Origin of the sequence: Rhizobium sp. SYY.PMSO (assembly GCF_046840415.1) — a bacterium.
Classification (GTDB): Bacteria; Pseudomonadota; Alphaproteobacteria; order Rhizobiales; family Rhizobiaceae; genus Rhizobium.
The window spans coordinates 2,436,222-2,448,706 of the sequence record NZ_CP177349.1; the positions used below are offsets into that span (position 1 = coordinate 2,436,222).

Annotated in this window: 12 protein-coding genes and 1 tRNA gene; 4 read left to right on the forward strand and 9 right to left on the reverse strand. The window is 61.5% G+C overall.

Annotated elements, in window-relative coordinates; all coding sequences use genetic code 11:
• Nucleotides 1–93 precede the first annotated feature (93 nt).
• From ACJJVH_RS11915 to ACJJVH_RS11925, 3 genes are all read left to right on the forward strand, one after another.
• Nucleotides 94–555, forward strand: a complete 462-nt coding sequence (locus ACJJVH_RS11915; protein WP_412064032.1) for a hypothetical protein — start codon at nt 94–96, stop codon at nt 553–555.
• A complete protein-coding gene (locus tag ACJJVH_RS11920) occupies nt 555–1,079 on the forward strand; it encodes a hypothetical protein (protein ID WP_412064033.1) in 525 nt (174 codons plus the stop codon). Before ACJJVH_RS11915 ends, ACJJVH_RS11920 begins: the two co-directional genes overlap by 1 nt.
• Before the next feature lie 106 nt (nt 1,080–1,185).
• Nucleotides 1,186–2,799 carry a recombinase family protein gene (locus ACJJVH_RS11925; protein WP_412065161.1) on the forward strand — a complete coding sequence of 538 codons (1,614 nt, stop codon included), beginning with the start codon at nt 1,186–1,188 and terminating at the stop codon, nt 2,797–2,799.
• Here the strand turns inward: ACJJVH_RS11925 and ACJJVH_RS11930 are convergent.
• From ACJJVH_RS11930 to ACJJVH_RS11965, 8 genes are all read right to left on the reverse strand, one after another.
• Nucleotides 2,756–2,832: transfer RNA gene (locus tag ACJJVH_RS11930), tRNA-Met, on the reverse strand. The two genes, ACJJVH_RS11925 and ACJJVH_RS11930, sit on opposite strands and share 44 nt — an antisense overlap.
• A 164-nt stretch (nt 2,833–2,996) precedes the next feature.
• Nucleotides 2,997–4,196: a tRNA 2-thiouridine(34) synthase MnmA gene (gene mnmA / locus ACJJVH_RS11935; RefSeq protein WP_412064034.1), complete on the reverse strand. Its 1,200-nt coding sequence runs from the start codon at nt 4,194–4,196 to the stop codon at nt 2,997–2,999.
• 376 nt (nt 4,197–4,572) lie between these two features.
• Nucleotides 4,573–5,241, reverse strand: coding sequence for a CDP-alcohol phosphatidyltransferase family protein (locus ACJJVH_RS11940; protein ID WP_412064035.1), 669 nt, complete (start codon nt 5,239–5,241; stop codon nt 4,573–4,575).
• A 6-nt stretch (nt 5,242–5,247) separates the two neighbouring features.
• Nucleotides 5,248–5,652 (reverse strand): hypothetical protein, encoded by a 405-nt coding sequence (locus ACJJVH_RS11945; protein WP_412064036.1) that lies wholly within the window; start codon nt 5,650–5,652, stop codon nt 5,248–5,250.
• Nucleotides 5,649–6,596, reverse strand: a complete 948-nt coding sequence (locus ACJJVH_RS11950) for a phosphatidate cytidylyltransferase (RefSeq protein WP_112802413.1) — start codon at nt 6,594–6,596, stop codon at nt 5,649–5,651. The genes ACJJVH_RS11945 and ACJJVH_RS11950 overlap by 4 nt, the downstream gene beginning before the upstream one ends.
• On the reverse strand, nt 6,593–7,246 hold the full coding sequence (locus ACJJVH_RS11955; protein ID WP_113356323.1) for a lysophospholipid acyltransferase family protein: 654 nt from the start codon (nt 7,244–7,246) through the stop codon (nt 6,593–6,595). Before ACJJVH_RS11955 ends, ACJJVH_RS11950 begins: the two co-directional genes overlap by 4 nt.
• Nucleotides 7,247–7,450: 204 nt before the next feature.
• On the reverse strand, nt 7,451–9,046 hold the full coding sequence (serA, locus tag ACJJVH_RS11960) for a phosphoglycerate dehydrogenase (protein ID WP_112802451.1): 1,596 nt from the start codon (nt 9,044–9,046) through the stop codon (nt 7,451–7,453).
• 146 nt (nt 9,047–9,192) lie between these two features.
• Nucleotides 9,193–10,371 (reverse strand): phosphoserine transaminase, encoded by a 1,179-nt coding sequence (locus ACJJVH_RS11965; RefSeq protein WP_412064037.1) that lies wholly within the window; start codon nt 10,369–10,371, stop codon nt 9,193–9,195.
• Nucleotides 10,372–10,636: 265 nt separating this feature from the next.
• Between ACJJVH_RS11965 and ACJJVH_RS11970 the strand changes: the two genes are divergently transcribed.
• On the forward strand, nt 10,637–11,422 hold the full coding sequence (locus ACJJVH_RS11970) for a glycosyltransferase family 25 protein (protein ID WP_113371061.1): 786 nt from the start codon (nt 10,637–10,639) through the stop codon (nt 11,420–11,422).
• Between the two features lie 39 nt (nt 11,423–11,461).
• On the opposite strand, the gene ACJJVH_RS11975 is transcribed toward ACJJVH_RS11970, so the two are convergent.
• The gene (locus ACJJVH_RS11975; protein ID WP_113371062.1) at nt 11,462–12,295 is read right to left on the reverse strand and encodes an outer membrane protein; all 834 of its coding nucleotides are present in this window, start codon (nt 12,293–12,295) and stop codon (nt 11,462–11,464) included.
• Nucleotides 12,296–12,485: the final 190 nt, after the last annotated feature.

The window sequence follows — 12,485 nt, forward strand, 5'->3', positions numbered from 1 at the left end:
GAAGCGCAACAAAGGACCTATGGCCGCCTATTGGAAGGCCGTAGGCGCGTACGCGACACATATTCACCGCGTTCTCCGGGTGGCCAAAAAATCATGAGCAACACGACAAGGGTGAATCATTCGCAAGGGCGACTTGGCCTCAAGCCGCACACGATCCAATATTCGACAGGCTTGCCGAACCTCGACGATTGCATCGTCGAACGCCCGAAGCCGTTTCGTCTCGTAATCTGGGAGCCGATCCTCACGAAGGCACCGGGCCCATCTCGCGCCCAGCCCTATTGCTGTTATATCAAGACGGTCGTCTTCTACCATCGACCCTACATCGCACGGCCGTTCAAAACCTTCTGGCGGGACAGGAGCGGAAAACTTCACACGTCGTCATCCGGGTACGAGCAATGGGATCAGGTCGAAACTCGCCTGGCTTGTGATGATGTCGTTGTTTTCGAGGGCGAACGTTTCTCCGTCGGCCTCGGCGAGGTCGTATGGGCGAACGCGCCGGCGCAGCCGCGCCGCTGGTATATGCGCCGCGACGCACGTCGCGTGGAGAATCGCTGATGGCGACGGAGGAAGAAATCCAGCGCCTGAAGCGCATACGTCATGAGCTGGCGGCGATCGGTCCTGACCTGACGATCCACGCCGATGGAAACCAGCTGTGCCTCTGCGCGGCTGACCCGATGGATGGTGAAATCGCGCCGATCGCCATCCTGCTCCCTGGCATCGACATCACCCTGCAGAACTTCCTCGTCCACTCCGTTGCGCAGCAGCGCTTCCTTGTCGCGCTCCTCGATCGTTGCGCGAGGGCACGCCAGGAGCTTGCGAGCCGTCTTCGGCAACAGGAAGAGCGACGCCAGCTGACCCGCGCCAACCTCTGCGCCATCAAGTGCCAGAAGGATCAGGCGTTTCGACGCTATCTGATCGAATGCCACGATATGCCCGAAGCGGTCGACACCGAACGGGTCAAGGTCAAGGTGCGCTCGCTTCTTGCGATCCAGTCCATGGCGCAGCTGGATGAAGATCCGGCCGCGGCGGCGCGGTGGGACGATCTGACCAAAGATTTCAATCGCTGGAGGCGCATGTGACAGCGCTGCCGCCTCCCGATCCGCTCCTGCTTGATTTTGTGCGCGCTTTGGCCAAAGCTGACGCGCGCCGCGATCGGCTGGCGGCAGCGCAGCAAGTGGAGAAGACATGTCATCGCAGCGAGCAGCCATCTACGCCCGCTTTTCAACCGACCTCCAGAACGAGAGATCAGTCGATGACCAAATTGCAATCTGCCGAGAATTCGCGAGCAGAAGCGGGTACGTCGTCACCAAAGCCTATTTCGACAAGGCGAGGTCGGGCGCATCCATCCTCGGAAGAGACGGCCTACACAGTCTTATGGACGATGCCCGATCCGGACTCTTCAGCGTCATCGTCGTTGAAGCCTTAGACAGACTGTCCCGTGACCAGGAAGACCTTCCGCACCTCTACAAGCGCCTGACGCACTATGGCGTCGAGATCATAGCGGTCCATGACGGGCGCGCAGACCCAATTCAAATTGGTATTCGCGGTCTCGTCTCGACGCTGTTTCTGGCCGACCTCAAGAACAAGATCAGACGCGGCATGACCGGCGTTGTACGAGAAGGACGTCATGCCGGCGGACGTGCCTATGGTTACCGACCCACACCGGGACAGCCAGGCATCTTGCAGATCTATGAGCCAGAAGCCGAAGTCGTTCGACGCATTTTCCATGAGTTCATCGCCGGCAAGCTGCCGCGCGAGATCGCGAACGGGTTAAACCGCGACGGCATACAGCCACCTCGCGGCGTCGCGTGGAATGCCAGTACAATCAGTGGCTCGGCGCAGCGTGGGAACGGAATTATCCGCAACCCACTCTATGCCGGGCAGATCGTCTGGAACCGGCTGCGAATGATGAGAGATCCCGAAACAGGAAAAAGGGTCAGCCGCATCAATGACCCGGAAGAAGTTCGAAAGGCGGAGGCGCCCCACCTCGCGCTCATTGATCACGAGACAGTTGAGAAGGCGATCGCCGTCTGCGAGCGTCGGGCGCGCAAGGCCAAGAGAGGACAATACGTGCGCAGGCCCAAGCGATTGCTCTCAGGACTTCTGCGCTGTAGCCATTGCGGCGGCGGCATGTCGACGCACGACAAAAGCGGGAGTGCAATCCGCATCCGTTGCTCGCGCTCAATGCAAAGCGGTATCTGCCTAAACAAACGCAAGTATCGGCTCGACAAAATCGAGACCGCGGTCATCGACGGCCTGAAATCGCAGATGTTACATCCCGCGCTATTGACGGAATACGTCAGGGCCTACCGCGAGGAGCGGCGAGACGAAGCAGCAAAAGCCGCGCGTGAGCGATCCTCGCTGGAACGGCGATTAGCGGATATCAACTTACAAATGGAACGCCTGGTGCAGGCGATGGCACGCGGCATCTTGCCGATCGAGGCGGTGGAGGCTCAATACCAGCCCTTGGAGACGGAAAGGGATCGCATCATCGCAGAGCTCGCGCATGTGCCGCAAGCAACGACTGTGGAACTGCATCCTCAGGCCATTCAACAATATAGGAAAGCGGTCGAAGATCTCGCCGGCCGGCTGAGCGAGCTGGATGAGCACGCCGACGCGGATGCGATCGCATCATTCCGAGCCCTTGTGGATCGCGTTGTTGTCCACGATACCCCTACTGGCGGGGTCGAGGCAGAGGTCGTGAGCCGTATTTCGGCACTGATCGGAGACAAGGCCGATATGTTGGGGGGACGCATGGTAGCGGAGGAGGGATTTGAACCCCCGACACAAGGATTATGATTCCTCTGCTCTGACCTACTGAGCTACTCCGCCACGTCGACGCATGATCTTTTTGGATCGTGCGCAAAGGTCAAACGAACCGTCGCTCGAAAGCATCAGCTCGTCGGTTGAGCGGCTTATAAGGTGCGGTTCGGCTTGGTGTCAAGCGGATGATTTGGAAAAATCAGTGCTTTCTCGCAGGCGGATGCATCCGGCCTTCAGGCTGCCACCGGGCTTGCCAGCAGCGCCTTGAGGGATGCCTCCGCCATGGGCTCGCGTTCCGAGCGCTCGATGAAGCCGCCGCCGTAGACGCGGGCGTCGTCGCCCGGTGCCGAATAGAGCGCGCAGGCCTGGCCTGGAGCGACCCCAGCCTCGCCGACGGCGAGGTCGACATAGATGCCGCTGGCATCGGCATGCAGCACGGCGGGAGACGGCGCGCGGGTGGAGCGGACCTTGGCGAAGCAGGCAAAGCCTTGGCCGGATGCCGCCTGCAGCAGCGGCTCGTCGCCCAGCCAGTTGACATCGCGCAGATGAACGCGGTGCGTTTCCAGCGCCTCCTTCGGGCCGACGATGACACGGCGCGAGCGGGCGTCGAGATAGACCACGTAGAGCGGCTCGCCGGTGGCAATACCAATACCGCGGCGCTGGCCGATGGTGTAGTGCAGGATGCCTTCGTGATGACCGAGCACGCGGCCGTCGAGATGGACGATCTCGCCGGCGAGCGCCGCATTCGGCTTCAGCTTGGCGATCACGTCGGAATATTTGCCCTGCGGCACGAAACAGATGTCCTGGCTGTCGGCCTTCTTGGCGACGACAAGGCCCATTTCCTCGGCAAGCGCGCGCGTCTCCGCCTTCGGCATGCCGCCGAGCGGAAAGCGCAGATAATCGATCTGCTCCTGCGTGGTCGCAAAGAGGAAATAGCTCTGGTCACGGTCGGCATCCGCCGGGCGGTAGAGTGCGCGGCGATGCGGGTGTTCCGGCGATGGATTCGGCCGCGAGCGGATATAGTGGCCAGTCGCCAGCGCATCGGCGCCGAGTTCCTTGGCCGTCAACAGAAGGTCAGCGAACTTGACGGTCTGGTTGCAGGCAACGCAGGGAATCGGCGTTTCGCCGGCCACGTAGCTCTCGGCGAAGGGATTGATCACCGTCTCGCGGAAACGCTTTTCGTAGTCGAGCACATAATGCGGGATGCCCAGCGTCTCGCAGACGCGGCGCGCATCGTCGATATCCTGGCCGGCACAGCAGGAGCCGGCGCGGTGAACGGCCGCGCCGTGGTCATAAAGCTGCAGCGTGATGCCGAGCACATCATAGCCCTGCCGCTTCAGAATGCCGGCGACGACGGAGCTGTCGACACCGCCCGACATGGCGACGACGACGCGGGTATCTTCCGGCCTCTTGTCAAAATCCAGTGTATTCACGGTCGTTGCCGCCAGTCTTGAACGATCTTCGATGCTGCGGAGAACGGGATGACTTTTCTTCGAAACGCCGTCACGATCTTGTTATTTAATATCGCATGATCTGATCCAAAACCGCTGTGCACTTTCCGGGATCATGCTTCTGACCGCCGGATGCCATGCAAAAGCGGCGAATTTCCATCATGCGGGGCTACTGCATAATTCCTTAAATCGGAACCGATTTAAGGAGAAATTATGCAGCATCTCAAAGCGTTACAGCATCCTTTGCGCGTCTCGAAAGATGCGTGGCGCTGCAATGGCCACTCTTTGCGGCCAGCCTCAATTGTGGAGGGATATAGAAAGGATTGCCAACCCATGCAAGGGGTGGGCGAATCGCTCGCTATCCCCGCGCCTTCAAATGCCGGATCAGATTGCCGCTACGCCGCAACACCGTAACCGCCGATCCGATGGCGACGATCCAGAGGGCAATGGTCAGGATCCACGCGCCGCCACTCCAAAAAGCCTCGACAACGGAGAGGAGTGCGGCCGCCGTGGTGACCGCCATGCGGTGCTGCTTGGCCATCGGTCCGCCGAAATCGCTCGGGTTGCCGGTCGCGCGTCCGAGTTCCCGCACATAGGCCGTCAGGACGGCGAAGGCGGCGGCCGCCCAGCCGAGCCCCGGCGCTGCGACACCATAACCAATGCCGGCGAAGATGAGGATATCGGCGACGCGATCAGGAAATTCGTTCCAGAAAGGGCCGTCGGCCTCCCCTTTTCCGCCCTCGACAGCCACCATGCCGTCAAGCAGATTGCAAAGCAGGCGCAACTGGCAGAACAAGGCCGCCAGGATCAGCAAGATTGCGCGTGGCCCGACGTTGCCGACGACACCGGAGAGCCAGAAGGAGACCCCCGCCAGCGCCGCCATGGCCATGCTTGCCTGCGATATCCGGTTCGGCGTCACCGAAAGCGCGGTCATGCGCCGGGCCAGCGTCTGAGCCCATCGTGTGTTGCGGCTCGCCAGCGGCCGCCTGTCGCCGGTTCCCTTGCCTGCCTGGTCCTCGCCTGTCATCGCCCCTCACCTGCCATGGCTTCGATGCCTCCCGCCCGATATCGAATAATTGTAGATGGCCGCATAGCTGGAGGAAACCAGCAGCGGCACGGCAATGGTCTTGAGGATTTCCGGCGTGCCACTCAGCGCATGGATGACGATCAGGATCGTCGCCGAGCCCAGGCAGGCAATCAGCGGCGGCACCCACAGGCGCGTGAAGCCAGCGAACCGCCTCGACAAAGCTTCCACCGCGGATTTCAAGAACAGCGTCAGGCAGCCCGAAAGCACGCCTTGCACGATGCCCGATATCAGCGGGCGCGGCATCGGATGCATGCGATTGGCGAAAACGGCCCAGCTGCCCATGGCGAGGAAGGCGAAAAGCACATGCACGATGCTGCTGCCGGCCAACGCCTTGAGCGTGCCGCCGCTCAAACCGACCACCAGAAGCGCACGAGGTGAAAGAAGATCGGCGCGGAGAATACCACCGAATCCAGCCGGTCGATCAAGCCGCCATGCCCCTCGATGAGATTGCCCCAATCCTTGACGCCGCGATCCCGCTTGATCGCCGACATGACGAGCCCGCCGAAGAATCCCATGAGGGTGATGACGAAGGCAAGCAGCCCGGCCTGCAGCGGCGTGAACGGCGTCACCCACCACAGAGCCGCCCCGATCAGCGACGCGCTGATGACACCGCCGACAAACCCCTCCACCGTCTTCGACGGCGAAAGCCGCGGCGCGATTTTCGTCTTCCCGAAAAGCTTGCCCCAGACATATTGCAGGACATCGCTGAGCTGAACGACGATCACCAGGAAGGCGATCAGCAGCACGTTGCGGCCCTCATAGCCGGGGATGTGCAGCGTCAGCAGCGCCGGCACATGCGAGGCGCAGAAGACGCAGATCATCAAGGCCCACTGCACCTCTGCGATCCGCACCAGAAACCGCTCGGTGTCGCCGCGCAGCACGGCGATGATCGGCATGAAGAGGAAGGCATAGACGGGAATGAAGATCGAATAGATGCCGTATTGCTCGTCCCAGAGCAGGTAATATTGCACCGGCAGGGCCACGAAGAAGGCGGCGGCAAGCGCCCAGTGATCCGCGCGCTTCGTGTTGATCAGCGTCACGAATTCGCGCAGCGCCGCAAACGAGCAGAAGGCGAAAAGCAGGATGACGCCGGCGCGGCCCGCCACGAAGGCGATGCCGATCAGCACCACCATCACCCACCAGGCCTTGATGCGCGCATTCAGGTTTTCGATCGCGGCATTCGATCCGTCGGGCGACAGGCGCTTTTCCAGCACGTAGCCGATGACGGAGGCGACGACCAGGACGCCGAAAATGCCGAGGACGAGATGGATCAGATCGGCGCTTGCAGCACTCATGCGCGCTCTCCCGCCCGCTTGGGTGCGAGGGCCAGCAGCGCCGCTTCCGCCCTCGCCAGGAACTCCGCCTTCTCCTCGGTCGCGCCGATACGCAGCGCCTCGCCGAAGGTGACGGTGCAGATCAGCGGAATGGGCACGAACTCGCCCTTGGGCATGACGCGGTTGAGATTGTCGATCCAGACCGGAACGAGATCGATATCGGGACGAGCCTGCGCAAGATGGAAGAGCCCGCTCTTGAACGGTTGCAACGGCTCCTCGGTCAGATTGCGGGTGCCTTCCGGAAACAGGATGAGCGAGGAGCCGGCATCGAGCGCCTGCGTCATCTGCGTGACCGGATCCTCCTTGCGGGCCTCGCGATCCCGCTCGATCAGCACGGCGTTGAAGACGTCCCGGCCGATGAAGCTGTTGAGCGGCGATTTCAGCCAATAGTCGGCGCCAGCCACGGGCCGCACGCGCCGGCGCAGCCGTGGCGGCAGAACAGTCCAGATCAGGATGAAATCGCCGTGGCTGGAATGATTGGCGAAATAGACGCAGCGGCGGGTCCGCATGCCGCTTTCGGGCCAGATCGCCCGAACGGCGGTAATCGCCCGCGCAAACAACACGATCGCCACGGAAACGGGTTTCGCCAGCCATTCGATCGGCGTACCCATCCCTTCCCCGAGAATGTTCTTCCTCAACGCCTGCATGACACAAGAGATAGGCGCGTTTGATCTGCCTCGATAGCCGATGGCCGACCTTATCCACAACCCACGCATCATGAACGAAGCCCGGCGCAACTCATGTCGCGCCGGGCTTCCGGATCGGCCTTGGGAGGAGCGAACTGCGTGGCTGCCGCCCTTCGAAAGCAGGCAGGCTCAGTCGACGTTGAACACCAGGGGCTTTGCTTGGCGAATGGCCTGATGCGCCGTCAGCTTGGCAAGCACATCGTCGCTGATCGGACCGTCGACATAGAGCAATGCGATGGCATCGCCGCCCTGCTTGTCGCGTCCGAGCTGGAAGTTCGCGATGTTGACGCCGGCGGAGCCGAGCGCCGTGCCGATGAAGCCGATCATGCCGGGAACGTCGGTATTGGCGATATAGACCATGTGGTTGCCCACGTCGGCGTCGAGATTGATGCCCTTGATCTGGATGAAGCGCGGCTTGCCGTCCGAGAAGACGGTGCCGGCAACGGAGCGCGTCATGCTGTCGGTGGTGACGGTCAGCTTGATGTAACCGTCATAGACACCGGTCTTGTCGCGCTTGACTTCGGCAAGCACGATGCCCTTTTCCTTGATCATGATCGGCGCCGAGACCATGTTGACGTCGGCGACCTGATTGCGGATCAGGCCGGCGAGCAATGCGCTCGTCAGCGCCTTGGTATTCATGTTGGCGGTCACACCATCATAGAGGATCTCGATTTCCTTGATCGGATCTTCAGTGACCTGGCCGACGAAAGCGCCGAGAACGTCGGCAAGCTTGATGAACGGCTTCAGGATCGGCGCTTCCTCGGCGGTGATCGAGGGCATGTTGATGGCATTCGAGACGGCGCCCTTCACCAGATAGTCCGCCATCTGCTCGGCGACCTGGAGAGCGACGTTTTCCTGCGCTTCCGTGGTGGAAGCGCCGAGATGCGGCGTGCAGACGACGTTCGGCAGACCGAACAGCGGGCTTTCCTTGGCCGGCTCGACTTCGAAGACGTCGAAAGCGGCACCGGCGACATGGCCGGACTTGATGGCGGCGGCAAGGGCTGCCTCATCGACGAGACCGCCACGGGCGCAGTTGATGATGCGGACGCCCTGCTTCATCTTGGAGAGAGCGGTTGCGTCGATGATGTTGCGGGTCTTGTCGGTCAGCGGCACATGCAGCGTGATGAAGTCGGCGCGGGCGAACAGCTCGTCGAGCTCGACCTTGGTCACGCCCATTTCCTCGGCGCGCTCCTTTGACAGGAACGGGTCGTAGGCAAGGACGTGCATCTTCAGGCCGAGGGCGCGGGCAATGACGATGGAGCCGATGTTGCCGGCACCGATGATACCGAGCGTCTTGCCGGTGATTTCGACACCCATGAACTTCGACTTTTCCCACTTGCCGGCCTGCGTCGAAGCGTCGGCTGCCGGAAGCTGGCGGGCAACGGCAAACATCAGCGCGATGGCGTGCTCGGCCGTCGTGATCGAATTGCCGAACGGCGTGTTCATGACGATGATGCCGCGGCGCGAGGCAGCCGGGATATCGACATTGTCGACGCCGATGCCGGCGCGGCCGACGACCTTGAGGTTCTTGGCCGCCTCGATGATCTTCTCCGTCACCTTGGTCGCGGAGCGGATGGCAAGGCCATCATACCGGCCGATGATTTCGAACAGCTTGTCCTTGTCTTTGCCAAGCTGTGGCTGGAAATCGACTTCGACGCCGCGATCGCGGAAGATCTGGACGGCGGTTTCCGACAGTTCGTCGGATACGAGAACGCGAGGTGCCATTGAGGCCTCCTGAAAAAGGTCAGCTACGACGAGCAATTCCAGGAAAGATAAAGGACGGCTTTCCGTGTGGAATTGCATGAAAAACAATGAGAATTTCGAGATGCCGGGCTCCGCCTGTCGCGGCGGAGCCATAAACGCTTCAAGCCTCAGGCAGCAGCCTGGGAGAGCGTCGCTTTCTGCGTTTCGAAAGCCCAGGCAAGCCAGGGCATCAGCTTCTGCATGTCGGAAGCTTCGATCGTTGCACCAGCCCAGATGCGCAAGCCCGAGGGTGCGTCGCGATAGTGGCCGACGTCATAGGCGACGCCTTCCTTCTCGAGGAGCGCAACCAGGCCCTTGGCGAAATTCGCCTGACCGTCGGCATCGAGAGCGACGACATCCTTGTCGACGATCTTCAGGCAGACGGAAGTGTTGGACGCCGTCTCGGCCTTGACGGCAAGATTGGCGATCCAGTCGTTGGCGGCAACGAAATCGTGGATGACCTTGGCGTTGGCATCGGCGCGGCCGACCAGCGCCTTCAGGCCGCCGAGGTCCTTCGCCCAGAGAAGCGCGTCGATATAGTCTTCCACGCAGAGCATCGAAGGCGTGTTGATCGTTTCGCCGCTGAAGATGCCTTCGATCAGCTTGCCGCCGCTGGTCAAGCGGAAGATCTTCGGCAGCGGCCACGCCGGCACATAGGTCGTGAGGCGCTCGACGGCGCGCGGCGAGAGAATGATGACGCCATGTGCGCCCTCGCCGCCCAGAACCTTCTGCCAGGAGAAGGTAACAACGTCGAGCTTGGCAAAGTCGAGGTTCTGAGCGAAGGCGGCCGAGGTGGCGTCGCAGATCGTCAGGCCCTTGCGGTCCGCCGGGATGAAATCGGCGTTCGGGACGCGCACGCCGGAGGTGGTGCCGTTCCAGGTGAAGACCACGTCGCGGTCGAAATCGACCGAGGAAAGATCGGGCAGCTCGCCGTAGCCGGCTTCGAGCTTGCGGACGTCCTTGAGCTTCAGCTGCTTGACGACGTCGGTGACCCAGCCGGCACCGAAGCTTTCCCAGGCGAGCATGTCGACACCGCGTTCGCCGAGCAGCGACCACAGGGCCATTTCGACGGCGCCGGTGTCGGAAGCCGGAACGATGCCGATGCGGTAATCCGCCGGTACTTCCAGAATTTCGCGGGTGAGATCGATGGCCTGCTTCAGCTTGGCTTTACCGACCTTCGCGCGGTGCGAACGGCCGAGGGCCGCGTCGGAAAGAGCATCGAGCGTCCAACCGGGGCGCTTCGAGCAGGGGCCAGAAGAGAAATGGGTATTGTCCGGACGGATGTCCGGTTTGGCGAGCTTAGTCATGATGCTATCCTCTCAGATAGAAAGCTCCTCGTTGGGGAGGAGTGTCCCGCCGCCGGATATATGGGAAGCCGCCTACAAGCGCAATAGCAAAAATTACGGATGGCGCTTCATCACGAAGTCGTGCGAAAAGTTTGCTGGCGTGCAAGTCACGCGCAATGAAATAACGCTAAATTCGATCTTCCAAAAGCTGGTTTTTGTGCCGGCGGACGATCATATAAGGCTAGACGCCCGATGGTTGCGCCGACAAAAATAATAAGTGTGCTTGATGTCTTTAATTGCACTCGCCGAAAGCCAATCTGCGCCTGCGCAAGCCATGCCTGTCTATCTGATCAACATCGATCGGGCGGCGGAAAGGCTCGCTGAAATCCAGCGGCAGGGCGATGAATTCGGCTTCCAGTTCGAACGTATCGACGGCGTCGACGGCGCCCTCGTTCCACGCGAGCAATGGGTCGATGTGGATCACGATCGCTTCCAGCGCAGGCATGGCCGCACCATTCTGCCGGGCGAATACGGTTGCTACCGCAGCCACCTGATGGCGCTGCGCCAGTTTCTGGCCGGCGGCGACGAGGTGGCCGTGATCATCGAGGACGATGTCGCCCTTGATGCCGATTTCCTGTCGCGCGCGCTGGCAGCGAAGGAAGCCGCGCCCACCGCCGACCTGATCAAGCTCGTCAACCACCGCTGGGGCGGCTTCCGCACCACGACGCGCAGCCGCATGGGGGATATCGTCGGCCGCTGCCTCTTCGGCCCGCAGGGCTCGACGGCCTGCTATCTCGTCACGCGCGGCGGCGCCGAAAAAATCGTGAAATCGCTGACGATCATGTCGCTGCCCTGGGACGTCGCCGTAGAGCGCGGCTGGGACATGCGCGTGTCCATCTTCAGCACGCGCACAAACATTGCAGGCTTCAGCCGGCTGCAGAGAAAGACCATGATCGGCTGGCGCCGCGATTACCGCGCCGCCAAATCATCCGCGTGGCGCCGCATACCGGCCCATCTGTTCCGTACCTGGGATTTCTTTCGCCGCATCGCCTATGTACTGACGACGCCTTAGGGAGGTTCCATGAAAGGCCGAGCCGCTCCGGGCATCGGCCTACCAGGTGGTGATCCTGAGGCCGACGCGAATTTCGTGACGCGACAGCGCACCGTCGCGTCCCATGGTGCCGCCGGCGCCCGCAGCAGAATCGGCCGCGGAATAGCCGAACATGTCGCCGCCGGCGATATGGGAAAAGCGATAGCCAAGGTCGACCTTGACGTTCGGCGCGACCTCGTAGGCGACGCCGGCCATCAGCGCATAGGTCATACGCCAGTCGCTCTCGCCGGGATAGCGCGTGCTGACCGAAGCCGCACCCGCACAGCCCGAAATTCCATCCACGCAGGAGCCGACGGCATTGACGCTGCTCCAGGAGACATGCGTCGCGCCGAGACCGGCGCCGACATAGGGTGTAAAACCGGCAACCGTTCCGAGATCGACATAGCCGTTGACCATCAGGCTACCGGCCTTGAAGGAGGACCGTGCCTTGGTGGAGCAACCGGTACCGCCCGCTCCGCCGGAGCAAGACGAATCGCTTGAAACGCGCCCGTTGAAGTCGCCAGTGAAGAAATCGCCGGTGACATCGGCCCGAAACAGGTCGTTGAATTGATAACCGATGCCCAGGCCGCCGGAAAAATCGCCGCCGAAGCGGTTCGAATCGAAATGACCGGAATCGTAATCGCCTCCAGCGGGATCATAGGCGCGGAATGTCGTATCGCTGCGGCTGGCGTTGACGGCGTATCCGACATCGCCGCGTACGTACCATCCCTTTGCAGCCTGGACGCTGACTTCGGGCATCTTGATCTCCGGCGGCGGCGCATCGCCCGCAAGCGCAACATTCGCGGATGCGCCTGCCATCGCCGCGGCCAGCGCCAAAGCGTCGAAACGGATCATTACCCCTCGCCTTCCAACCTTGGACAAACGCCCGCATGTCGAACCGGCCGACTTCTTTGCCTTGCGCAATGCCTCAAAGGAGCACTCTCTGCAGAAAGCCGCCGTTCTCATTTCATTAACCATAGGGAATTCATGGTTAATGAAGCTTTAAGACCACAAGGAATTGCTTAACGAGAGGGAAAATAGCAAA